Origin of the sequence: Streptomyces sp. NPDC058274 (assembly GCF_042881375.1) — a bacterium.
GTDB lineage: Bacteria > Actinomycetota > Actinomycetes > Streptomycetales > Streptomycetaceae > Streptomyces.
In genome coordinates, this window is the sequence record NZ_JBHVXW010000020.1 from 141,215 (window position 1) to 162,847 (window position 21,633).

Below are 21,633 nucleotides of genomic sequence, written 5' to 3' on the forward strand. Positions count from 1 at the left end.
CGCATGAGTGAGACACCGGTCAAACAGCAGTCCACGGCGGCCTTCTACGGACAGGCCGTGGCCTCCTTCTCGGTCGCCATCGCCGCGACCGCCATCGGCATCTTCCGGCTGGACGCCAACGCCTGGGTGCGCGGCTTCCTCGCCATCGCCGTCCTGTATCTCGTGACCTCGTCCTTCACCCTCGCCAAGGTGATCCGGGACCGGCAGGAGGCCGGCCAGATCGTCAGCCGCGTCGACCAGGCCAGGCTCGAGAAACTGCTCGCCGAGTACGACCCCTACGAGAAGGCCTGAACACTTTCGCGCCCCGCTGAGCGGGCAATCTAAGCGCCCGCTCACCTTCGGGGGTATGGTGTGCGTCCTGCCACTGGAAGGGGCGCGAGCGATGAGTACGGCGGAGGAGACGGCCGGCGGCGAGACGCAGCCGTGGGACGAGGTCACCCCGGACGCGGCCCGGCGGCTGCTGGTGGCCGCCGTGGAGGCCTTCGCCGAGCGCGGCTACCACGCGACGACCACCCGGGACATCGCAGGCCGCGCGGGCATGAGCCCCGCCGCGCTCTACATCCACTACAAGACCAAGGAAGAACTGCTCCACCGCATCAGCCGGATCGGCCACGAGCGGGCGCTCGACATCCTGCGGACGGCGGCCCGCGGCGAAGGCGGCGCGACCGACCGGCTCGCCGACGCCGTGAGCTCCTTCGTCCGCTGGCATGCCGGCGGGCGCACCACCGCACGGGTGGTGCAGTACGAACTGGACTCGCTCGGCCCGGACGCCCGCGCCGAGATCATCGCCCTGCGCCGCCAGGTCGACGCCGAGGTGCGCGGGATCATCGAGGACGGTGTGGCGGCGGGCGACTTCGACGTCCCGGACGTGCCCGGCACCACCCTCGCGGTCCTCTCCCTGTGCATCGACGTGGCGCGTTGGTTCAACGTCGACGGCCCCCGGACGCCCGACGAGGTCGGCGCCCTCTATGCCGACCTCGTACTGCGGATGGTGGGGGCGAAGTAGCCCTCCGGGGCGCGGGAGCGGAACAGAACGGTCCCTCCGTGGTCCGGAACCCGGACCTGGAAGTAGTAACCCGGACCTGGAAGTAGTAACCCGGACCTGGAAGCAGTAACCCGGACCTAGAAGTAGTAGCGGGACACCGACTCCGCCACGCACACCGGCTTGTCGCCGCCCTCGCGCTCGACCGTCACCGCGGCCGTGACCTGGACGCCGCCGCCCGCCTCGGTGACCTCCGTGAGAACCGCCGTCGCGCGCAGCCGGGAGCCCACCGGCACGGGAGCGGGGAAGCGCACCTTGTTGGTGCCGTAGTTGACGCCCATCTTCAGGCCCTCGACCCGCAGCACCTGCGGGACCAGCACGGGCAGCAGCGACAGGGTGAGATAACCGTGCGCGATGGTGGTGCCGAACGGGCCGGCGGCCGCCTTCTCCGGGTCCACGTGGATCCACTGGTGGTCGCCCGTCGCGTCCGCGAACAGGTCGATCCGCTTCTGGTCGATCTCCAGCCAGTCGCTGTGGCCCAACTGCTCGCCCACCGCCGCCTTGAGCTCGTCGGCGGACGTGAAGATCCTCGGCTCTGCCATGTCGCTGGCCTCCCGCGTGTCAATGTCTGAGCGTTGCCCGTTGTCCATGCTAAGCGACTGCTTAGCATGGACGGGGTGGGGGTCGATGTCAACGGACCGCACGGGTGACGGGGTGGGTAGGGTTCGAGGGGTGCCCCAGATTCCCGAGAAGATCCACGAACTCACGGTCGGCCAGCTGTCGGCCCGCAGCGGCGCCGCCGTCTCCGCTCTGCACTTCTACGAGTCCAAGGGCCTGATCAGCAGTCGCCGCACACCGGGCAACCAACGCCGCTACCACCGTGACGCGCTGCGCCGCGTCGCCTTCGTGCGGGCCGCGCAGCGCGTCGGTATTCCGCTCGCCACCATCCGCGAGGCGCTCGCCGAACTCCCCGAGGAGCGCACGCCGACGCGGGAGGACTGGGCGCGGCTGTCCGAGGCCTGGCGGTCGGAGCTCGACGACCGCATCAAGCAGCTGAGCAGGCTCCGCGACCATCTGACCGACTGCATCGGCTGCGGCTGTCTGTCCCTGCGGAACTGTGTGCTCTCCAACCCGGACGACGTCTTCGGTGAGCGCCGGGCCGGCTCCCGTCTCATGGTGGAGCAGCCCGACGCCGACCGCCCGGCACACCGGGCACGCCGGCCGGAGTCCGAGGACTGCCGCTGAGCGCCGGCCCTGGCCCAGTCCGCGCGTCTACTCGTACTCCCTGCCGCCCTGGCGGGTCGCATACGCCGGGCTGACCGCCAGGCCACTCCGCCTCGCCGGCCCCCGCTACCCCGAGCGCCTGGGCCGTCCGTACTGGAGCAGGCCCTCCGCCACCAACTGGGCGTTGGAGAGGGCCCGCTGGCCGTCCGGCAGGACCAAGGTGTCCTCCAGGCCGATCCGCGTAGCGAGTCCCAGCCGCCCGGCGAGGCGCAGGACCGGCCAGGCGCCTCCTTCCTCGCCGTGCAGCAGTACCGGGCGGCCGTGGGCGGTGCCGAGGTCGGTGAGGAGAGCCCGGGCCGACTCCTCGGCCGTCTCCGCGGACTGGTCCGTCACTTCCGCCAGGACCCGCAGCACCCGCGGACCCCAGGGCGAGGCGGCGAACCGCGCGGCGCCGTCCGTGCCGGACCAGATGCCCGCCTCCACGCCCACCCCGCGCTCCAGCAGCGCCGCGGCGACGTCCTCCGCACCCGGCTCGTGCCAGTTGACCGAGGCGTGATCGGGCAGGACGGTCCAGGCGCGGATGCGCTCCACGCGTGCGTGCGGATCGGGCTCGGCCCACGCGCCCGTCGTGACGCCGACCGGAACGCGAACCTGTGAACGTATCGCTTCGACTGTGGCCGCAACCGCTTTCCCGGACAATGTGTCCTGTCCACAGGGGGACTTGGGATGGACATGGATGTCCGACGCCCCGACCGCGACAGCACGGGCCGCGGAGTCGGCCATGGCCCCCGGCGACATCGGCACGAGCGCACCGTCACCGGCCCCCCGGGCCCCGTTCACACACACCTGCACCATGCCCCGATGGTGCCAGTCGCCACTGACAGTCGGCCGCGGCCCGGCGAAACCGGCGCCGCGGAGAGGGAGGAGCCCGGATGAGTGTGGTCATCAGCTCGCTGAAATACGACGCCACGCGCTCGGGGGGGCAGAAGATCACGTACGACGAGGACGGCTACCACCTCGTCCGCTTCCCGTACGAGGACAGCGAGGAGTCGTACGACCCCTGGGGGATGCACGACCCGGCGAAGGGCGGAGCCAAGGCGTCGAAGTTCCCCGACGAGCGCTCGGGGCTCATCTGGCCGAGCCACGACGGCTGGGGCGTGCTGTCGGCGATGGTCTTCTGGGCGGCCGACGCCCGCGCTCTCGAATACCGGGCGCGCTTCGTGCGCGACCCGCTGGACGCCTCGACGGGATACGACTCGACCGCCACGAACGACACCACGCTCACCCGGGGCGGGCAGTACCGCACCTATCTGTGGCAGATGTTCGTGCATCCGGGGACCCCCGTCGGCCTGAAGATATCGGCGCGGGGGGCGGGGGACGCGAAGATCACCACCCCGGTCACGCTCGCCGAGTTCAAGCTCGCCATTCACACGGACGTCAAGACGCCGTAGACACCTGCACGGGGGTGCGTCCCCTTCGGCGCACCCCCGTCGTGCTCACGCCGACACCAGCAGCCGTCCGCGCCTGGCCTCCGCCAGGGCCTCGGGCGTCAGGACGGGCCGGGGCACCACTATGCCGCAGCCCGTGCAGACCGGACCCGACGACGGTTCGTGCGCCAGGTCGTACTTCCAGATGAGGCGCTCGCCGGTGCACACCGGGCAGACCGCGCCCGGCTCGCGCTCCAGCGCGGCGATCAGCCGTCGCAGCACCTCGGCCAGCGGCTCGTGGGGGTGGACCCGCGGGTCGTCGCACCAGGCGACTCCGAATCCGCCCCAGGTCAGACGGTGCCAGTCGTCGACCGTGCCCGGCCTGCGCAGCCCGTCGTGCTTCTCCTTCTTGCGGCGCTGGGCGAACGCCACCTCGTAGGCGAGCCAGACCTTGCGGGCTTCCTCCAGCTCGTCCAGCGCGGCCACGAGCCGCGCCGGGTCCGGGGACCGGTCCTCGGGGCCGAACCCGGCCCGGGAGCAGAGATGGTCCCAGGTCGCCCGGTGCCCGTACGGGGCAAACCTTTCAAGGCACTTGCGCAGTGAGTACCGCCGCAGTGCCAGATCGCACCTCGGATCGCGCACCTGTCTCGCCAGACTCCGGAAACCGGCCATCGCCCTGCACCTCCGTCACACCTGCACCTGTACTTCGGTCACTTCGGCGGCGTCGTCATACGGACGTCGCCGAATAGACGTATCGACACGCGATTCGGCTCCATCCGATTTCCGATGACCGCCATAAGCCATCCACCGATCCCTTCACGGCCTGCCTCCCGACGCTGCCGGCCGCCTGTCGAAGTCGGCGGCGGGCAAGGCGCGTTGACACCAAACGGACCCGGGTGAGCCGGGTTCGTTGAAAAGTGACGCATGTTCACCTTCCAACGAGGGGATACCGGCGGTAACGTCCGGCACACCCCGTCGGGAGGACCCCCCCATGCAACGGCGTACCTCACACACCACCCTCGACAGACTGAGAACTCCCCGCCGATTCCCCAAGTTCCTCAAGGCCGCATCCATATGCGTCCTTATTGCCGGTCTTTTGTCACCCATTACCCAAGCGGCCGCCGAATCGACAGCCACCACAGCCGCGAACGACTACTGCGGCGGCCAGTGTTCGGACATCCTCCCGCCCGGTGAGAACGGCAACGCCACCCTCGCCGAAGTCCTGCTCAACCAGGCTTTCGGCACTCAGCCGGCGCACGCCGAGGACCAGCTCGGCCCCTACTCCAACCTGGCCTCGGGCTACCCCACGCTCACCGATGCCAAGATCAACGACTTCTTCAACGACGCGTCCTTCGGCGTCCCGGCCGACCAGGTCGCCTCGACCACGAAGCCCTCCGGCCGCACCGACGTGACCATCGTCCGCGACAAGAAGACCGGAGTGCCGCACATCACCGGCACGACCCGCTACGGCACCGAGTACGGCGCCGGATACGCGGCCGCCCAGGACCGGCTGTGGCTGATGGACGTCTTCCGGCACGTCGGACGCGGCCAGGTGACCCCCTTCGCGGGCGGCGCCCCCTCCAACCAGGGCCTGGAGCAGGAGTTCTGGCGCACCGCGCCGTACAGCGAGGCCGAACTGCAGGCGCAGGTCGACTCCGTCGCCAACAGCAACGGCGCCCGCGGCCAGCAGGCCCTCGCCGACGCCAAGGCCTACGTCGACGGCGTCAACGCCTACATCGACGCCTCCGACAGCGGCCGCTACTTCCCGGGCGAGTACGTCCTGACCGGCCACAAGGACTCGGTCACCAACGCCGGGACCATCGATCACTTCAAGCTCACCGACCTGGTCGCGCTGGCCTCCGTCATCGGTTCGCTCTTCGGCTCCGGAGGCGGCGGCGAGGTCAACAACGCCCTCTCGCTGCTCGCCGCCCAGTCGAAGTACGGCGTGACCGAGGGCACCAAGGTCTGGGAGTCCTTCCGCGAGCGCAACGACCCCGAGGCGGCACTCACCGTCCATAACGGCGAGAGCTTCCCGTACGCCCCGAAGCCCGCCGACGCCAAGGGAGAGGCACTGCCCGACGCCGGCTCGGTGACCCGCGAGCCGCTCGTCTACGACCGCACCGGCAGCGCTGCCACCGCCGGTGCCACCAAGGCCTCGGCCGCGGCGTCCGCCAACACCGTCACCTCGGCCAAGCGCGGCATGTCCAACGCCCTGGTGGTGAGCGGCAAGGCCACCGCCAGCGGCCACCCGATCGCCGTCTTCGGTCCGCAGACCGGCTACTTCGCGCCCCAGCTGCTCCTGCTCCAGGAGATCCAGGGCCCGGGCATCAGCGCCCGCGGCGCCTCGTTCGCGGGCCTGAGCATGTACGTCGAACTGGGCCGCGGCCAGGACTACTCCTGGAGTGCCACGACGTCCGGCCAGGACATCATCGACAGTTACGCCGTCGAGCTGTGCCAGGACGACTACCACTACCTCTACCACGGCGCCTGCACCGCCATGGACAAGATCGAGCAGACCAACGCCTGGAAGCCGACCGTCGCCGACGCGACCGCGGCCGGCTCCTACCGCATGCAGGTCTACCGGACGAAGTACGGCCCGGTGGAGTACCGCGCCACGGTGGGCGGCAAGAAGGTCGCGTACACCACCCTGCGCTCCTCCTACATGCACGAGGCCGACTCGATCATCGGCTTCATGATGCTCAACGACCCGGACTACGTGAAGAGTCCGCAGACGTTCCAGAGCGCGGCGCAGCACATCAACTACACCTTCAACTGGTTCTATGCCGACTCCTCGCACACGGCGTACTACAACAGCGGCAACAACCCGGTGCGGGCCACCGGCGTCGACGCCGAGTTCCCGGTGTGGGCGCAGGCCGCGTACGAGTGGAAGGGCTGGGACGCGAGCACCAACACCGCCAGTTACACACCGGCGTCCGCGCACCCCAACTCCATCGACCAGGACTACTACATCTCCTGGAACAACAAGCAGGCCAAGGACTACACCACGGCCTCCTGGGGCGACGGCTCGGTCCACCGGGGCAACCTGCTGGAGGACCGCGTCAAGAAGCTCGTGACAGCGGGCGGGGTGACCAGGTCCGCGCTCGTCAAGGCGATGGCCGACGCGGCCCTGGCCGATCTGCGGGCCGAGGATGTGCTGCCCGACCTGCTGAAGGTCGTCAACAGCCAGCCGGTCACGGACACGACCGCCGCCGCTGCCGTGACGAAGCTGTCGGAGTGGGTGACGGCCGGGGCCCAGCGCAAGGAGACCGCGGCCGGTTCGCACACCTACGCCAATGCCGACGCGGTCCGCATCCTGGACGCCTGGTGGCCGCTGCTGGTGAAGGCCGAGTTCGCACCCGGACTCGGCAGTGATCTCTACACCGCCTTCACCAACAACCTTCCCGTCGACGAGGCGCCCTCGGCCGGCCACGGTCCGACCGGCTCGCACGCGGGAAGCTCCTTCCAGTACGGCTGGTGGAGCTATGTGGACAAGGACATCCGGGCGGTCCTCGGTGAGTCCGTGCAGGGCGGTCTGTCCCAGAAGTACTGCGGCAACGGCAGCCTGACCGCCTGCCGGGACGCCCTGATCAGCACGCTCAAGGAGGCCGCGGGCAAGACCGCGGCCGAGGTCTACCCCGGCGACGACCAGTGCTCGGCGGGTGACCAGTGGTGTGCCGACTCGATCGTCCAGCGGGCGCTCGGCGGCATCAAGCACGGCAAGATCAGCTGGCAGAACCGGCCGACCTTCCAGCAGGTGGTGGAGTACACGTCGCACCGCTGACCGCGGGCATGCGTAACTCCTGAACGGCGGCGGGCCGATGACCACGGTCCGCCGCCGGCACCAGCCATCCGCGAGGCCGGCGGGTGGGTCGTGGGACGCTGCGCCGGGCGCATCGCCCTGCGGGGGCCGGGAGTTGGCCTGCGTCACGACTCATCGGTAGACGAGATACTCCCTGCGCATCCGCCGGAACGCCGCCAGTTCGCCCTGCCAGGCCGCCACGACCTCGTCGGCCGTCGCCCCCGCGTCGATCATCGTGCGGACCAGCGCGGAACCGGTCAGCTTGTCGATCCAGTTGTCGGAGCGCCAAGTGAAGCCGCTCCAGGCCTTCTTGGCGGTCACCAGCAGGGCGACGCCGGTGCGTACGGGGTCGAACGCGGCCCGGTCGTGGACGTGGATCTGCACCCCGCCGACGGTCTTTCCCTGGAACTTGGAGAACGTGGGGGCGAAGTACGCCTCTCTGAAGTGCACGCCCGGCAGCCCCAGTTGCGCTGCCTCCGACGCCCACCGCCGGTCGATGCCCTCGGCGCCGAGGAGTTCGAACGGCCGGGTCGTGCCGCGCCCCTCCGACAGGTTCGTCCCCTCGAAGAGACACGTCCCCGAGTAGACGAGCGCGGTGTCGGGCGTCGGCATGTTCGGGCTGGGCGGCACCCAGGGGAGCCCCGAGGCGTCGTAGAACTCCGACCGTTTCCACCCGGTCATCAGGACGGTCTCCAAGGGCACCGGCGTCGTCAGGAACTCCGCGTTGAACAGCCGCGCCAGCTCCACCACCGTCATCCCGTGCGCCTGCGCGATGGGCTGCCGTCCGACGAAGGTCGCGAACTCCTTGTGCAGGACGGGCCCCAGGGCCGCCCGCCCGGTCACCGGGTTCGGCCGGTCCAGCACCACGAAGCGCTTGCCGGCGAGCTGCGCGGCCTCCATGCAGTCGTACAGGGTCCAGATGTACGTGTAGAAGCGTGCGCCCACGTCCTGGATGTCGAAGACGACGGTGTCGACACCGGAGGCGGTGAAGACGTCCGCCAGCGGCCGGCCGCTCTTCAAGTACGTGTCGTAGACGGGCAGTCCGGTCGCCGGGTCGTCGTAGCGGCCCTCCGAGCCGCCGGCCTGGGCGGTGCCGCGGAATCCGTGCTCGGGTCCGAAGACGGCGGTCAGGTTCACACGGTCGTCGGCGTGCATCACGTCCACGATGTGGCGTACGTCCCGGGTGACCCCGGTCGGGTTCGTCACGATGCCGACCTTCCGGCCGGCGAGCAGGGCGTAGCCGTCCGCGGCCAGCCGCTCGAAGCCGGTCCGCAGCCGTCCGCCGCCCTCGGGCGCGGCGGCCGCCGGGGTCGCGGAGCCGGCGAGCGTGGCCGTGGTGGCGGCGAGCAGGCCGCGTCGGGACAGCTTCATGCGGTGACCCCCGTGATCGACGGAACTGTCATGGTCACGCACGCTAGCGCTCGGGCGCGCGCCGCGGAACGAACCGGACCGGGCTCGTCGCGCCCGCTTCGTTCCCGGCGCGCGGACGTACGCTTCTGCCGCGGGGCGGCCGGTGCCCTGACCGGTGCGGCACCGGCGGGGCCGCCCTTCCGTCGTTACATACCGACCGGTTAGTCTGATGTCGCAGCAGAGCCGATTCTCGTCGCGTCGAAGGAGACCGATGGTGGAAGCCGTGCAGGATGCCGGAGTCGTCGTCACCGGAGCGGGGGGCGGCATCGGTGCCGCGCTGGCCCGCCGTTTCGCCGCCGCAGGGGCCCGGGTGGTTGTCAACGACCTGGACGCCGCCAAGGTGAAGGCCGTGGCCGACGAGATCGGCGGGATCGCCGTCCCGGGCGACGCGTCCACGATCGTCGCCGAGGCCAGGGACGCCCTCGGCGGCACGGTCGACGCCTACTGCGCCAACGCGGGCCTCGGCTCCGGCGGCACCGAGGCGGCCGGCGAGACGGTCTGGGCGCAGGCCTGGGACGTCAACGTGATGGCACACGTCCGCGCGGCCCAGGAGCTGCTCCCCGCCTGGCTGGAGCGCGGCAGCGGCCGTTTCGTCTCCACCGTCTCGGCCGCCGGGCTGCTCACCATGGTGGGCGCCGCCCCGTACAGCGTCACCAAGCACGGTGCGTACGCCTTCGCCGAGTGGCTCTCCCTCACCTACCGCCACCGCGGACTGAAGGTCCACGCGATCTGTCCGCAGGGCGTCCGCACGGACATGCTCGCCGCCACCGGCAGCGCCGGCGAGCTGGTGCTCCAGCCGACGGCCATCGAGCCCGAGGACGTCGCGACCGCCCTCTTCGCCGGGATGGCCGAGGACCGCTTCCTGATCCTGCCGCACCCCGAGGTCGGCGGGTACTACCAGGCGCGCGCCGCGGACCCCGACCGCTGGCTGACGAACATGAACCACATCCAGCAGAAGTGGGAGGCGTCCCAGTGACCGCCTCCCGCTACGCGGACCGCCCCTGGCTGGCCCTGCTGAGTGAGGCCCAGCGTGCTCCGGTCAGCCCGGTCGACTCACTGGTGCACGCCCTGCGCCGGGCCGCTGCGACCACCCCGGACCGCACCGCCCTCGCCTACTTCGACGGGCGGCTGAGCTACCGCGAGGTGGACGAGCTGAGCGACTCCGTCGCCGGGTACCTCGCCGCCCGCGGCCTGGAGCGCGGCGACCGGGTCGCGATCCTGCTGCAGAACTCCCCGCACTTCGTGCTCGCCCTGGTCGGCGCGTGGAAGGCGGGCGCGGTCGTCGTCCCGGTCAACCCGATGTACAAGTCGGGCGAGGTCCGTCACGTCCTGCATGACGCGGAGGTGAGCGCCCTTGTCTGCTCCGACCGCGCGTGGGAGTCGTATCTGCGCGAGACGACTGCCGGCTCGCCGGTACGGATCGCCCTCACGGCTTGCGAGTTGGACCTCCAAACCCGCAACGACGCGCGCGTGCTCGGCTTCGAGCGGCAGCCCCTCGCCGAGGACGCCGACGACCTGGTGACCGTCGCCCGGCAGGGCCACCAGGCCCCCGGAGACCGGGACCCGGCCCCGTCCGGCATCGCGCTGATCAGCTACACCTCGGGCACGAGCGGCACCCCCAAGGGGGCCACCAACACGCACGCCAACCTGATGTACAACGCCGAACGGCAGCGCCGCGGTCTGCCCCTGCCCGAGGCGCCGGTGTACTTCGCCATGGCGCCGCTCTTCCACATCACCGGCATGGTGGCCCAGCTCGCCGGGTGCCTCAACAGCGCGGGCACCCTCGTGCTCGCCTACCGTTTCGAGGCGGGCGTGGTCCTCGACGCCTTCGCGGAACACCGTCCCGTGTACACGGTGGGCCCCTCGACCGCCTTCATGGCGCTGGCCGCGCACCCCTCCGTCACCCCCGGCCACTTCTCGTCGTTCCTGATGATCTCCTCCGGCGGGGCGCCGCTGCCGCCCGCGCTGGTGGAGAAGTTCCGGGCCGGCTTCGGGCCGTACATCCACAACGGCTACGGGCTCACCGAGTGCAGCGCACCCTGCGCGTCCGTGCCGCCGGGCCGCGAGGCACCCGTGGACCCGGCCTCCGGGACGCTGGCCGTGGGCGTGCCGGGCCCCGACACGGTGGTGCGCATCGTCGACGAACTGGGCCAGGAGGTGCCCTTCGGGGAGCAGGGCGAGATCCTCGTCCGCGGCCCGCAGGTCGTGCCCGGCTACTGGCGCCGCCCCGAGGCCACCGCCGAGACGTTCCCGGACGGCGAGCTGCGCACCGGCGACATCGGTTTCATGGACCCCGAGGGCTGGCTCTACGTCGTCGACCGCAAGAAGGACATGATCAACGCGTCCGGATTCAAGGTGTGGCCGCGCGAGGTCGAGGACGTCCTTTACACCCACCCCGCGGTCCGCGAGGCGGCCGTCGTGGGGATACCCGACGGCTACCGCGGAGAGACCGTCAAGGCCTACATCAGCCTGCGCCCGGGCAGCGAGACGGACCCCGGCGCGCTCGCCGCGTACTGCAAGGAGAGACTGGCCGCCTACAAATATCCGCGGCAGGTCGAGATCCTGCCGGATCTGCCGAAGACGGCAAGTGGGAAGATCCTCCGGCGGGAGTTGCGTTCTCGCCAGAACGACGCGTGACAACAGGTACAGCCGGGCGGCGCGACAGCAAGGCGACGCAACTCGGCAGATACCGCGAATCGGAAGGCAGGTGGCGGCAGTGCCCAGGACTACGGACGGAGACGGCACGCCCGTCCCGCAGCGGCTCCTCGCCGCCGCCACCCGGCTCTTCGCCGAGCAGGGCTACGACCGCACCTCCGTGCAGGAGATCGTCGAGGCGGCGGGCGTCACCAAAGGCGCGCTGTACCACTACTTCGGTTCCAAGGACGACCTGCTGCACGAGGTGTACGCGCGCGTGCTGCGTCTCCAGCAGGAGCGGCTGGACGCCTTCGCGGACGCCGACGCGCCGGTCGAGGAGCGGTTGAGGGGCGCGGCGGCCGACGTGGTCGTCACGACGATCGACAACCTCGACGACGCGTCGATCTTCTTCCGCTCGATGCATCACCTCAGCCCCGAGAAGGACAAGCAGGTGCGGGCCGAGCGGCGTCGCTATCACGAGCGGTTCCGGGCACTGGTCGAGGAGGGCCAGAAGAAGGGCGTCTTCTCCACGGCCACGCCGGCCGACCTCGTCGTCGACTATCACTTCGGGTCCGTGCACCACCTGTCGACCTGGTACCGCCCCGACGGCCCGCTCACCCCGCAGCAGGTCGCCGACCATCTGGCGGACCTGCTGCTGCGCGCGCTGCGCCCGTAGGGGCGGCCCGGGGAACCGCGCGAACGGGGTCCGTCGCGGAGCCCCGGGGACGGGCAGCGGCGGCGGGGGCGAGGAATTCCCGCCACCGCCCTACCGACCGCACGGTCACACGTACTTCTTGATCTCCCGACGCGCCAGCGACCGCTGGTGGACCTCGTCGGGGCCGTCCGCGAGCTTCAGAGTGCGCGCGGCGGCCCACAGTTCGGCGAGCGGGAAGTCCTGGCTGACGCCCCCGGCCCCGTGCAGCTGCACCGCCTTGTCGAGGATGTCGACGACCGTACGCGGAGTGGCGATCTTGATGGCCTGGATCTCCGTGTGCGCGCCCTTGTTGCCGACGGTGTCCATCATCCAGGCCGTCTTCAGGACCAGCAGCCGCAGCTGCTCGACGGCCACCCGGGCGTCGGCGATCCAGTTCTGCACGACGCCCTGCTGGGCCAGCGGCTTGCCGAAGGCGGTACGGGTCACCGACCGCCGGCACATCAGCTCGATCGCCCGCTCGGCCATGCCGATCAGCCGCATGCAGTGGTGGATCCGGCCCGGACCGAGCCGCGCCTGGGCGATGGCGAACCCGCCGCCCTCCTCGCCGATCAGATGGCCCGCGGGGACCCGGACCCGGTCGAAGACGACCTCGGCGTGCCCGCCGTGGGAGTGGTCCTCGTAGCCGTACACCTGCATGGCGCGCCGGACGTTCACGCCCGGGGTGTCGCGCGGGACCAGGACCATCGACTGCTGGCGGCGCGGATCGGCACCCTCGGGGTCCGTCTTGCCCATCACGATGAAGATCTTGCAGTCCGGGTTCATCGCCCCGGAGATGTACCACTTGCGGCCGGTGATGACGTAGTCGTCGCCGTCCCGCTCGATCAGCGTGGTGATGTTCGTGGCGTCGGACGAGGCGACTTCGGGTTCGGTCATCGCGAACGCCGAGCGGATCTCCCCCGCGAGCAGCGGCTCCAGCCACTGCTTCCTCTGCTGGTCGTCGCCGAACTGCGCGAGCACTTCCATGTTGCCGGTGTCCGGGGCCGCGCAGTTCAGCGCGGTGGGCGCCAGGTGCGGGCTGCGGCCGGTGATCTCGGCGAGCGGGGCGTACTGGAGGTTGGTGAGCCCGGCACCGTACTCGGCGTCCGGCAGGAAGAGGTTCCACAGCCCCTGGCGGCGGGCCTCGGCCTTCAGCTCGCCGACCACGGCCGGGGTGTCCCACGGCGAGTCGAGGAGCGCGCGCTGCTCCTCCGCCACGGCCTCCGCCGGATAGACGTACTCGTCCATGAAGGCGAGCAGCTTCTGGCGCAGCTCCTCGGTGCGGGCGTCGAATGCGAAGTCCATTGCGGATCAGCCTTCCTGAAGAGTGGTCAGGCCGTGTTCGATGAAGACGGGGACCAGTTCGCCGATGCGGTCGAAGCCGGCGCCGACCGTCTGACCGAGCGTGTAGCGGTAGTGGATGCCCTCGAGGATCACGGCGAGCTTGAACCAGGCGAACGCCGTGTACCAGGAGACGGCGGACACGTCGCGCCCCGAGCGCGCGGCGTACCGCTCGATGATCTCGGCCGGCGCCGGGTGCCCGGCAGCCGAAGCGGTCGTACTGATGGGGGAGTTGAGCGACTCCAGCGGCGCGCTGTACATCACCAGCAGCCCGAGGTCGGTGAGCGGATCGCCGAGCGTGGACATCTCCCAGTCCAGGATGGCGTTGATCCGGTCGTCCGGCCCGATCAGCACGTTGTCCAGCCGGTAGTCACCGTGGACGACCGCCGGTGCCGGGGACTTGGGCAGTGCGCGGGCGAGCGCGGTCTGCAGCTCGTCGATCCCGGCCAGTTCACGGGTGTGGGAGGCGGCCAGCTGCTTTCCCCAGCGGCGCAGCTGCCGCTCCAGGAAGCCCTCGGGCCGGCCGAAGTCACCGAGGCCGACCTCGGCGGGATCCACGGCGTGCAGCTCGACCAGCGTGTCGACGAGGCCGAGCACCGCGTCCCGGGTGCGCTCCGGGCCGAGCGGGGCGAGCTGCTCGGCGGTGCGGAACGGGGTGCCCTCCACGAACTCCATGACGTAGAAGGGGGCGCCGAGCACCGCGGCGTCCTCGCACAGCAGCACCGGACGCGGCACCGGCACGGCCGTCGGATGCAGCGCGCTGATCACCCGGTGCTCGCGCTTCATGTCGTGCGCGGTGGCCAGGACGTGCCCCAGCGGAGGCCGTCGTACGACCCACTTCGTGGTCCCCTCGGTGACCACGTACGTGAGATTGGACCGTCCGCCCTCGATCAGCCGGCCGGTCAGCGGGCCGTTCACCAGACCGGGCCGCTCGCTGTCGAGCAGGCCGCGCAGCCGGTCGAGATCGAGACCTGGCGGATGGTCTTGGCTCATCATTGCTCCTACGCACTCGGAAACAGGCCCAGTCATATGATGCCGACCGGTCGGTATGTCGTCCAGTGTGCGGGCAGAACGTGACGGGCGCCACGGTGACCGGCCTCGCCACGGCGCCGTACACGGAGCCTATGCGTGGCAGGCCATCATCCTCCCGCCGTTCATCGCCGCCATGTCCGCTATCGCGGCACTCACGTCCACGGGCCCGCCCTCGGACAGCCCGTCCAGCTCGGCGTACGCGCGGTGCAGGTTCGCCACGAGCCGCTCGCTCTCGGGCAGTGCGGCGAACTCCCCGAGGTCCGTCGCGCGGGCCGCTTCCAGCGGTGTGCGCCCGGCGCCGTGGAACTTCTCCGCGATCTCGCCGACGAAGCGGAGATAGCGTTCGGTCCGGTCGAAGGCCGAGGGGTCGGTGACGGGCCCGTGCCCGGGCACCACCGTGTCGGCGCCCAGGGCGCGCAGCCTGTCCAGCGCCCGCAGGGAGCCGCTGAGCGAGCCCATCAGGACGAACGGCGTGCCGCCCTCGAAGACCAGGTCCCCGGTGAACAGCACCCGCCGGTGCGGCAGCCACACGACGGAGTCCCCGACGGTGTGCGCGACCCCCGGATGGATGACCTCCGCCTCGATGTCACCGACATGAAGGGTCGTGCGGTCCGTGTACGTCAGGTGTGCCGCGGTGATGCTGATGTCCCCGAAGTCCGTCTGCGGCCAGATCAGATGCAGTTGCCGCCCGACCGCGAGGGCCTCCTTGCGGCAGTCGGCGTGCGAGACGATGGTCGCCGTCGGCGCGAAGAACCCGTTGCCGTAGGTGTGGTCGCCGTGGTGGTGGGTGTTGACGACGAAGCGCGGTGCCGGGGTGCCGGTGGCCGCGACCGCGGCGCTCAGGGCCCGCGTCCGCCGCTCGGTCGCCGCGGTGTCGACGAGCAGGGTCGAGGAACCGTCGCTGACGAACCCGGCGTTGTTGAGGCACCAGCCGCCGTCCGGCTGCACATAGGCGTACACGTCGTCGGCGAGCTGGACGGTGTAAGGATCTTCCGCGGTCATGCGGCCCCCTGAGTAGTCGTCAACTGACGTGTGTCAGCTTGCCATTTGACGTGTACTCAGGGGGCTGGGGGGTCGGCCGGACCCGCTGCGGTCAGTGGTCGTCCCAGTGGCCGTCGTGCTCCGCGTGCCGGTGGCCGTCGTGCAGATAGTCGACGTGGTCGCCGTGCTGGACCCGCTGGTGGCCGCAGTCGTCGCCGTGCCGATGCTCGTGCTCCTGGTGCGCGGTGTGCCCGCCCGGCTCGCACTCGTCCCAGTGGCCGCTGTGCTCGCGGTGCAGATGACCGTCGTGGGCGTAGTCGATGTGGTCCCCGTGGGGCACCTCGGCATGGCCGCAGGCGGGGCCGTGGGCGTGCTCGTGGCTGGTGTGCTCCTGGTGGAGGGTGGTCATGGCGCTCACCTTCGAAGTGCGGGGAATGACGGCTCAGGCTAGCGGTACAAACCATCCTATTCCCGGCTAATCCAGTGCTTTCGGCTTGCGTGGCGCACGGCTACCCCGGAGGGTCGAGGGCATGAAGGCGATCAGCTACAGCCGGTACGGCGGGCCCGACGTCCTGGAGTACGGGGAGGTACGCGACCCCAAGGTCGGGCCCGACTCGGTCCTGGTGAAGGTGCGGGCGGCGTCCGTGAACCCCGTCGACTGGAAGTGCCGCGAGGGCTACCTCGACGGGCTCCTGGAATCCGTGTTCCCGGTCGTTCCCGGCTGGGACGTGTCCGGCGTCGTGGTCCAGCCGGGGGCCTCCGTCACGGAGTTCGCGGTCGGCGACGAGGTCATCGGATACGTGCGTGAGGACTTCCTCTCGCGCGGCACCTTCGCCGAATACGTGGCGGCTCCCGTGCGCACGCTGGCCCGCAAACCCCGCAACCTCTCCTTCGAGGCGGCGGCCGGACTGCCGCTGGTCGGACTGACCGCGTACCAGGTGCTCACCAAGGTCCTCGACGTGCGCGAGGGCGAAGTCGTCCTGGTGCACGCGGCCGCGGGCGGTGTCGGCTCGATCGCCGTCCAGCTCGCCCGTCATCGGGGCGCCCGTGTCATCGGCACCGCGAGCGAGGCGAACCACGACTACGTCCGCTCCCTGGGCGGCGAGCCCGTCAGCTACGGGGAGGGCCTGGCCGAGCGCGTACGGGCGCTGGCCCCGCAGGGCGTCGACGCGGCCTTCGACACCATCGGCGGTGACACCCTGCGGATCTCGGCGGAGCTGCTGGCCCCCGAGGGCCGGCTGGCGTCCATCGCCGACCCGGACGTCGTCGGTCACGGCGGCCGCTACTACTTCGTCCGCCCCGACGCCGACGACCTGCGGCACCTCTCGGAGCTCGCCGAGCAGGACGTGATCTCGGTGCACGTCTCCGAGACCTTCCCCCTGGAGCGGGCGGCCGAGGCACACCGGCTGAACCAGGAGGGCCGTACGCGCGGGAAGATCGTCGTCACGGTGGACTGGGACGGGGGCGGGGCCTGAGCCCGTGGGTCCGGCTGAACCAGGAGGGCCCTACGCGCGGGAAGATCGTCGTCACGGTGGACTGGGACGGGGGCGGGGCCTGAGCCCGCCGGAGTGCCCCACCGGTCACAGCAGCAGGGCCACCGCGCACACGGCGAGTGCCATCGTGCACACGGCCGCCGCCGTGGCATGCAGGGGTGTCAGCGCCGGCGCCCGGTCCGCGTCCGACGCGAGCGTGCGAATGCGCAGGTGGGCGACGGCCAGGAAGCCCAGCCAGAGGGCGCAGCACAGTGCGCAGACCACCACCCCGAGCGCCGACACACCGCCGTGCACGGCGGCCCGCACCGCGAGTACGGCCGCCGCGGTGCTCGACAGCGTCGTACGCCGCCAGGCCAGCCGCGTGCGCTCCGGCTGCAGGCCCGGGTCCCGGTCGCGGGCGGGCGCGCTCACCCTTCCCAGCCGGCGAGTACGACGACGACCATGGCGACGGCGACGACCGCCACCGCGATCCCGAGCAGGGCCGGGAAGCGGGACACCGGCAGATCGTCGCCGCGCCGCATCGCCCGCTCGCAGCGCACCCAGTGGTTGACCGCCCGCAGCGAGCACAGCACCCCCGCTGCCAGCAGCGCGAACGCGAGCCCGACCCGCCACCCCCACCGCAGGTCCGGCAGGAACTGGTCCACGGCGAACCCGCCGCCGATCAGTGCCAGCGCCGTGCGCAGCCACGCAAGGAAGGTCCGCTCGTTGGCCAGCGAGAACCGGTAGTCGGGCGTCCGGCCCTCCTCCCGGATCTCCTCGGGCGTGAACCACAGCCGGACGTTCCGTACGAATTCGATCACGTCATGGACCCTACCCGGGGGCGGGGCCGGTGCCGGGTGCCGGTGGCGGACCGGGGCTCAGCCCTGCGCGCGGTGGGCCTTCAGACGCTCGTACGCCGCCACGCCGTCCGGGACCCACGTCCAGTCGGCCAGGTGCCGCTCGACCTCGTCCTCGGGGAGGAAGGCGTGCCAGGCGACCTCCTCGACCTGGGGGTGCACCGGGAGGTCGCAGCGCACCTCGTACACGCTCGACCACCAGGTCTGCCCGGCCCCGTCGTCGTACAGGAACTTGAAGAGCGGCCGGGGGCGGGGGAGGCCCGAGACGCCGAGTTCCTCCTCGGCCTCGCGCAGGGCCGCGTCGTCGTACGTCTCACCGGCACCGACGACCCCGCCCACGAACATGTCGTACAGCGAGGGGAAGACCAGCTCGGTGGGGGTGCGGCGGTGGACGAAGACCCGGCCCTCGGCGTCGCGGGCCTGGATGAACACGCAGCGGTGGCGCAGACCCCGCGCATAGGCCTCCCCGCGGGGGGACTGCCCGATGACCTGGTCGTTCTCGTCCACGATGTCGAGGATCTCGTCGGCGGCGCTCATGGGTCCATCCAATCAGCCCGCCGGAGCGCGCGACCGGCGCGGCCGGCCTGCCGGAGGCCCTGGGTCGAGGCCCGAGGCCCTGGAGTCTCGCGTCGACGCCCCTCGGCCCCGCCTCAGTGCGGCTGAAGATCCCGGGTGCGCGCCACGTCCGCGGAGCCGCGCGGCATCGCCGGGTGCAGGCCCAGCAGCACGATGCCGGCCACGATCGCCGCGAGCCCGGCCGCCTCCCAGGCCAGCGCCCCCACGTCCGTGCGCAGCCGGTCCCCGAGGAAACCCACCCCGCAGACGATCCCGGCCAGCGGCTGAGCCGCGGTGAGGCCGGGCAGGGACATCCGCAGCGGGGCCGTCTCGAAGGCGCTCTGCACCAGCACCAGGCCCGTCACACCGAGCACCAGCACGCCGTACGGCTGCCAGCCGGTGACCACCTCGGTCCAGCCGCCCTCGGAGAACCGCTGCCCGGTGACCCGCGTCAGCGCGTCCTGTACGCCGTACAGCAGCCCCGCGGCCAGCGCCAGCAGTACCGGCCCGGCGCTCAGCCGGGACCGCTTCGCATACGTGGTGAGCAGCAGCGCGAGCCCCACCATGATCCCGATGATCAGCCAGTGCCGCGTCGGATCGGTGACCGCGTCACCACCCTTGGGCTGACCGGCCACGATGAACGCGGTGACACCGCCCGCGAGCAGCGCGAGCCCGGCCCAGCCCTGTCGTCCCAACGGCTGTTTGCTCCGCCGTCGCGAGAGTGCGAGCGCGAAGAGGAGGTTCGTGGCGAGCAGCGGCTCCACCAGGGACACCTCGCCGCGGCCGAGCGCGACCGCGCCGAGCACCATGCCGACGACCATGAGCCCGATGCCGCCGAGCCAGACGGGCACGCGGATGAGGTCGAGCAGCAGCCGGGGGGAGAGGAAGTCGCTGAGGGGCGCGTGGGAGGCAGCGTCCTGCTGGAGTACGAAGCCAAAGCCCAGACAGCAGGCCGCACTCACGGCTAGAACCAGAACCAGAACCGACACGCTGCGTACCTCGATAACTCGGACGGGGCCACGGGCTGCGTATCCCGCCGACTGTAGCGTCCGTACCTGTGCCCCGCCCATGGGAGTACCCGGAACCGGGCAGTTGACTCGGTCACTCTTCTGCCGAAGGATCTGACCGACCAGTAACAACGTCTGACGACTGCTGGCCGACTGTTACCACTGTCTCACCAACCTGTGCCGCTGCCGCCGGTCCGTGATGCGCCGATCCGGCCGGCCGGACGCCGAGAGGACGGGCCCATGGCCTACGACGCAGATGTGATCGTCATCGGAGCGGGCCTCGCGGGGCTCGCGGCGACCGCGGAGCTCGTGGACGCGGGTCGCACGGTGATCCTTCTCGACCAGGAGCCGGAGCAGTCGATCGGCGGCCAGGCGCACTGGTCCTTCGGCGGCCTGTTCTTCGTGAACTCGCCCGAGCAGCGTCGTATGCGGATCAAGGACAGCCACGCCCTCGCCCTCCAGGACTGGATGGGCACGGCCGCCTTCGACCGGCCCGAGGACCACTGGCCCCGGCGGTGGGCCGAGGCATACGTGGACTTCGCCGCCGGCGAGAAGCGCCCCTGGCTGCACCGGCAGGGCGTCCGCTTCTTCCCGGTGGTCGGCTGGGCGGAACGCGGCGGCTACGACGCCAACGGGCACGGCAACTCCGTGCCGCGCTTCCACATCACCTGGGGGACCGGACCCGGTCTGGTCGCGCCCTTCGAGCGGCGCGTGCGGGCCGGCGTCGACCGCGGCCTCGTACAGCTGAGGTTCCGCCACCGTGTCACCGGGCTGTCCCGCAGCGCGGGCGCCGTCGACACCGTCACCGGCGAGGTGCTGGAGCCGTCGGCCATCGAGCGCGGCCAGGCCAGCAGCCGTACGGTCACCGGCGCCTTCGAGCTGAGGGCCCAGGCCGTGATCGTCACCTCGGGCGGCATCGGCGGCGACCACGACCTCGTACGGGCCAACTGGCCGGAGCGCCTGGGCACCCCGCCCGAGCGGATGGTCGCCGGTGTGCCCGCGCACGTCGACGGCAAGATGCTCGCGATCGCCGAGGAGACGGGCGCGCACCTCATCAACCGCGACCGCATGTGGCACTACACCGAGGGCCTCCAGAACTGGAACCCGATCTGGGCCAACCACGGCATCCGGATCCTGCCCGGCCCCTCGTCCCTCTGGCTGGACGCCCGCGGCAACCGGCTGCCGGTGCCGCTCTTCCCCGGCTTCGACACCCTGGGCACCCTCGAACACATCATGCGGACCGGGTACGACTACACCTGGTTCGTCCTCGACCAGAAGATCATCGGCAAGGAGTTCGCGCTCTCGGGGTCGGAACAGAACCCCGATCTGACGGGCAAATCCGTACGGGGAGTCCTCGAGCGGGCGCGCGCCGATGTCCCCGGGCCGGTGAAGGCGTTCATGGACAACGGCGCGGACTTCGTCGTCGAGAAGGACCTGAGCGCCCTCGTCCGGGGCATGAACGCGCTGACCAAGGAGCCGCTGATCGAGGAGGCCGCCCTGCGCCGCGAGATCGTCGCGCGCGACCGCGAGATCGCCAACCCGTTCACCAAGGACCTTCAGGTCACGGCGATCCGGGGAGCCCGCAACTACCTGGGCGACAAGCTGATCCGTACGGCGGCCCCGCACCGCATCCTCGACCCCAAGGCGGGCCCGCTGATCGCGGTGCGGCTGAACATCCTCACCCGCAAGTCCCTCGGCGGCCTGGAGACCGATCTCTCCTCGCGGGTGCTGACGGAGGGCGGCGACCCGCTGGCGGGCGTGTACGCGGCAGGCGAGGCCGCCGGTTTCGGCGGCGGCGGTGTCCACGGTTACCGCTCCCTCGAAGGCACGTTCCTCGGCGGCTGCCTGTTCTCGGGACGTACGGCGGGCCGGGCGGCGGCGAAGGCCGTGGACTGAGGAGCGAGCCGGGTCCGGCGGCTGGGTCCGCGGTCCGACTCCACGGGTTGAGTCCGCGCTCCCAACTCCTTGGGCCGGGTGCACGGGCCGCGGGCCGGTCGAGGCCTGTGAGGCGTCCGTTCGCCGGGCGCGCGGCAGGAGCGCGGTGGAGCCAACCGGGTCCATGGGGAGCCCAGCGGGTCCATGGGGAGCCCAGCGGAGCCAAGGGGGCAACCCCGGGGCCCCCACGGGCAGTTGACACGTGTCGTATTTCAGGCGGCCCTTGACGCCAAGCATTGGCTGCGGGTTTGCTGTGCGTGATCGGGCTCTGACGGGCCGCTTCGTA

General features: G+C 71.1%; 22 protein-coding genes. 10 read left to right on the forward strand and 12 right to left on the reverse strand.

The features are described 5' to 3' along the window. The first annotated feature begins 3 nt into the window (after positions 1–3). Entirely contained in the window at positions 4–291 is a 288-nt protein-coding gene (locus ACFVYF_RS30895; protein WP_389460636.1) for a YiaA/YiaB family inner membrane protein, read from the forward strand. A gap of 91 nt (positions 292–382) precedes the next feature. After that, positions 383–1,006, forward strand: coding sequence for a TetR/AcrR family transcriptional regulator (locus tag ACFVYF_RS30900; protein ID WP_389460637.1), 624 nt, complete (start codon positions 383–385; stop codon positions 1,004–1,006). A gap of 116 nt (positions 1,007–1,122) precedes the next feature. On the opposite strand, the gene ACFVYF_RS30905 is transcribed toward ACFVYF_RS30900, so the two are convergent. Continuing rightward, positions 1,123–1,584 (reverse strand): MaoC family dehydratase, encoded by a 462-nt coding sequence (locus ACFVYF_RS30905; protein ID WP_389460639.1) that lies wholly within the window; start codon positions 1,582–1,584, stop codon positions 1,123–1,125. A gap of 130 nt (positions 1,585–1,714) precedes the next feature. On the opposite strand from ACFVYF_RS30905, the gene soxR reads away from it, so the two are divergent. Beyond that, complete coding sequence (gene soxR, locus ACFVYF_RS30910) at positions 1,715–2,227, forward strand: redox-sensitive transcriptional activator SoxR (RefSeq protein WP_389460641.1); 513 nt, start codon at positions 1,715–1,717, stop codon at positions 2,225–2,227. Between the two features lie 105 nt (positions 2,228–2,332). Here the strand turns inward: soxR and ACFVYF_RS30915 are convergent, their stop codons facing one another. Continuing rightward, positions 2,333–3,061 (reverse strand): 3-keto-5-aminohexanoate cleavage protein, encoded by a 729-nt coding sequence (locus ACFVYF_RS30915; protein ID WP_389460643.1) that lies wholly within the window; start codon positions 3,059–3,061, stop codon positions 2,333–2,335. A 77-nt stretch (positions 3,062–3,138) separates the two neighbouring features. Between ACFVYF_RS30915 and ACFVYF_RS30920 the strand changes: the two genes are divergently transcribed. Further along, positions 3,139–3,657, forward strand: a complete 519-nt coding sequence (locus tag ACFVYF_RS30920) for a hypothetical protein (protein WP_389460645.1) — start codon at positions 3,139–3,141, stop codon at positions 3,655–3,657. Between the two features lie 45 nt (positions 3,658–3,702). On the opposite strand, the gene ACFVYF_RS30925 is transcribed toward ACFVYF_RS30920, so the two are convergent. Continuing rightward, entirely contained in the window at positions 3,703–4,305 is a 603-nt protein-coding gene (locus ACFVYF_RS30925) for a hypothetical protein (protein WP_389460647.1), read from the reverse strand. A 319-nt stretch (positions 4,306–4,624) separates the two neighbouring features. Between ACFVYF_RS30925 and ACFVYF_RS30930 the strand changes: the two genes are divergently transcribed. Further along, positions 4,625–7,414: a penicillin acylase family protein gene (locus tag ACFVYF_RS30930; RefSeq protein ID WP_389460649.1), complete on the forward strand. Its 2,790-nt coding sequence runs from the start codon at positions 4,625–4,627 to the stop codon at positions 7,412–7,414. Positions 7,415–7,564: 150 nt separating this feature from the next. On the opposite strand, the gene ACFVYF_RS30935 is transcribed toward ACFVYF_RS30930, so the two are convergent. Continuing rightward, positions 7,565–8,803: an exo-beta-N-acetylmuramidase NamZ domain-containing protein gene (locus ACFVYF_RS30935; RefSeq protein ID WP_389460651.1), complete on the reverse strand. Its 1,239-nt coding sequence runs from the start codon at positions 8,801–8,803 to the stop codon at positions 7,565–7,567. A gap of 250 nt (positions 8,804–9,053) precedes the next feature. On the opposite strand from ACFVYF_RS30935, the gene ACFVYF_RS30940 reads away from it, so the two are divergent. The 3 genes from ACFVYF_RS30940 to ACFVYF_RS30950 all read left to right on the forward strand — a co-directional run bounded on the left by ACFVYF_RS30940 (position 9,054) and on the right by ACFVYF_RS30950 (position 12,152). Further along, positions 9,054–9,818 carry an SDR family oxidoreductase gene (locus tag ACFVYF_RS30940; protein ID WP_389460652.1) on the forward strand — a complete coding sequence of 255 codons (765 nt, stop codon included), beginning with the start codon at positions 9,054–9,056 and terminating at the stop codon, positions 9,816–9,818. After that, positions 9,815–11,479 carry a class I adenylate-forming enzyme family protein gene (locus ACFVYF_RS30945; RefSeq protein ID WP_389460654.1) on the forward strand — a complete coding sequence of 555 codons (1,665 nt, stop codon included), beginning with the start codon at positions 9,815–9,817 and terminating at the stop codon, positions 11,477–11,479. Before ACFVYF_RS30940 ends, ACFVYF_RS30945 begins: the two co-directional genes overlap by 4 nt. A gap of 79 nt (positions 11,480–11,558) precedes the next feature. Further along, positions 11,559–12,152, forward strand: coding sequence for a TetR/AcrR family transcriptional regulator (locus ACFVYF_RS30950; protein ID WP_389460656.1), 594 nt, complete (start codon positions 11,559–11,561; stop codon positions 12,150–12,152). 105 nt (positions 12,153–12,257) lie between these two features. Here ACFVYF_RS30950 and ACFVYF_RS30955 read toward each other — a convergent pair whose 3' ends face one another. The 4 genes from ACFVYF_RS30955 to ACFVYF_RS30970 all read right to left on the reverse strand — a co-directional run bounded on the left by ACFVYF_RS30955 (position 12,258) and on the right by ACFVYF_RS30970 (position 15,930). Then, positions 12,258–13,472 (reverse strand): acyl-CoA dehydrogenase family protein, encoded by a 1,215-nt coding sequence (locus ACFVYF_RS30955; RefSeq protein ID WP_389460658.1) that lies wholly within the window; start codon positions 13,470–13,472, stop codon positions 12,258–12,260. Positions 13,473–13,478: 6 nt separating this feature from the next. Beyond that, positions 13,479–14,501 carry a phosphotransferase family protein gene (locus ACFVYF_RS30960; protein WP_389460660.1) on the reverse strand — a complete coding sequence of 341 codons (1,023 nt, stop codon included), beginning with the start codon at positions 14,499–14,501 and terminating at the stop codon, positions 13,479–13,481. Between the two features lie 129 nt (positions 14,502–14,630). Beyond that, on the reverse strand, positions 14,631–15,542 hold the full coding sequence (locus tag ACFVYF_RS30965) for an MBL fold metallo-hydrolase (protein ID WP_389460662.1): 912 nt from the start codon (positions 15,540–15,542) through the stop codon (positions 14,631–14,633). A gap of 91 nt (positions 15,543–15,633) precedes the next feature. Beyond that, positions 15,634–15,930 carry a hypothetical protein gene (locus tag ACFVYF_RS30970; RefSeq protein ID WP_389460664.1) on the reverse strand — a complete coding sequence of 99 codons (297 nt, stop codon included), beginning with the start codon at positions 15,928–15,930 and terminating at the stop codon, positions 15,634–15,636. Positions 15,931–16,051: 121 nt separating this feature from the next. Between ACFVYF_RS30970 and ACFVYF_RS30975 the strand changes: the two genes are divergently transcribed. After that, positions 16,052–16,996 (forward strand): NADP-dependent oxidoreductase, encoded by a 945-nt coding sequence (locus tag ACFVYF_RS30975; protein WP_389460666.1) that lies wholly within the window; start codon positions 16,052–16,054, stop codon positions 16,994–16,996. A gap of 105 nt (positions 16,997–17,101) precedes the next feature. On the opposite strand, the gene ACFVYF_RS30980 is transcribed toward ACFVYF_RS30975, so the two are convergent. The 4 genes from ACFVYF_RS30980 to ACFVYF_RS30995 all read right to left on the reverse strand — a co-directional run bounded on the left by ACFVYF_RS30980 (position 17,102) and on the right by ACFVYF_RS30995 (position 19,394). Further along, entirely contained in the window at positions 17,102–17,425 is a 324-nt protein-coding gene (locus ACFVYF_RS30980) for a DUF202 domain-containing protein (RefSeq protein WP_389460668.1), read from the reverse strand. After that, the gene (locus tag ACFVYF_RS30985; RefSeq protein ID WP_389460670.1) at positions 17,422–17,814 is read right to left on the reverse strand and encodes a YidH family protein; all 393 of its coding nucleotides are present in this window, start codon (positions 17,812–17,814) and stop codon (positions 17,422–17,424) included. The genes ACFVYF_RS30980 and ACFVYF_RS30985 overlap by 4 nt, the downstream gene beginning before the upstream one ends. Before the next feature lie 57 nt (positions 17,815–17,871). Continuing rightward, the gene (locus ACFVYF_RS30990; RefSeq protein WP_389460672.1) at positions 17,872–18,387 is read right to left on the reverse strand and encodes an NUDIX hydrolase; all 516 of its coding nucleotides are present in this window, start codon (positions 18,385–18,387) and stop codon (positions 17,872–17,874) included. A gap of 113 nt (positions 18,388–18,500) precedes the next feature. Beyond that, complete coding sequence (locus tag ACFVYF_RS30995; protein ID WP_389460674.1) at positions 18,501–19,394, reverse strand: DMT family transporter; 894 nt, start codon at positions 19,392–19,394, stop codon at positions 18,501–18,503. 258 nt (positions 19,395–19,652) lie between these two features. Here ACFVYF_RS30995 and ACFVYF_RS31000 point away from each other — a divergent pair, with 258 nt between their 5' ends. Further along, on the forward strand, positions 19,653–21,308 hold the full coding sequence (locus tag ACFVYF_RS31000) for an FAD-binding dehydrogenase (RefSeq protein ID WP_389460675.1): 1,656 nt from the start codon (positions 19,653–19,655) through the stop codon (positions 21,306–21,308). Positions 21,309–21,633: the final 325 nt, after the last annotated feature.

Bases quoted from the DNA above. Each gene is read 5' to 3' on its own strand.
- ACFVYF_RS30895 (WP_389460636.1), top strand. From the start codon at position 4: ATGAGTGAGACACCGGTCAAACAGCAGTCCACGGCGGCCTTCTACGGA.
- ACFVYF_RS30900 (WP_389460637.1), top strand. From the start codon at position 383: ATGAGTACGGCGGAGGAGACGGCCGGCGGCGAGACGCAGCCGTGGGAC.
- ACFVYF_RS30905 (WP_389460639.1), bottom strand. From the start codon at position 1,584: ATGGCAGAGCCGAGGATCTTCACGTCCGCCGACGAGCTCAAGGCGGCG.
- ACFVYF_RS30915 (WP_389460643.1), bottom strand. From the start codon at position 3,061: ATGGTGCAGGTGTGTGTGAACGGGGCCCGGGGGGCCGGTGACGGTGCG.
- ACFVYF_RS30920 (WP_389460645.1), top strand. From the start codon at position 3,139: ATGAGTGTGGTCATCAGCTCGCTGAAATACGACGCCACGCGCTCGGGG.
- ACFVYF_RS30925 (WP_389460647.1), bottom strand. From the start codon at position 4,305: ATGGCCGGTTTCCGGAGTCTGGCGAGACAGGTGCGCGATCCGAGGTGC.
- ACFVYF_RS30930 (WP_389460649.1), top strand. From the start codon at position 4,625: ATGCAACGGCGTACCTCACACACCACCCTCGACAGACTGAGAACTCCC.
- ACFVYF_RS30935 (WP_389460651.1), bottom strand. From the start codon at position 8,803: ATGAAGCTGTCCCGACGCGGCCTGCTCGCCGCCACCACGGCCACGCTC.
- ACFVYF_RS30940 (WP_389460652.1), top strand. From the start codon at position 9,054: ATGGTGGAAGCCGTGCAGGATGCCGGAGTCGTCGTCACCGGAGCGGGG.
- ACFVYF_RS30955 (WP_389460658.1), bottom strand. From the start codon at position 13,472: ATGGACTTCGCATTCGACGCCCGCACCGAGGAGCTGCGCCAGAAGCTG.
- ACFVYF_RS30960 (WP_389460660.1), bottom strand. From the start codon at position 14,501: ATGAGCCAAGACCATCCGCCAGGTCTCGATCTCGACCGGCTGCGCGGC.
- ACFVYF_RS30965 (WP_389460662.1), bottom strand. From the start codon at position 15,542: ATGACCGCGGAAGATCCTTACACCGTCCAGCTCGCCGACGACGTGTAC.
- ACFVYF_RS30970 (WP_389460664.1), bottom strand. From the start codon at position 15,930: ATGACCACCCTCCACCAGGAGCACACCAGCCACGAGCACGCCCACGGC.
- ACFVYF_RS30975 (WP_389460666.1), top strand. From the start codon at position 16,052: ATGAAGGCGATCAGCTACAGCCGGTACGGCGGGCCCGACGTCCTGGAG.
- ACFVYF_RS30990 (WP_389460672.1), bottom strand. From the start codon at position 18,387: ATGAGCGCCGCCGACGAGATCCTCGACATCGTGGACGAGAACGACCAG.
- ACFVYF_RS31000 (WP_389460675.1), top strand. From the start codon at position 19,653: ATGGCCTACGACGCAGATGTGATCGTCATCGGAGCGGGCCTCGCGGGG.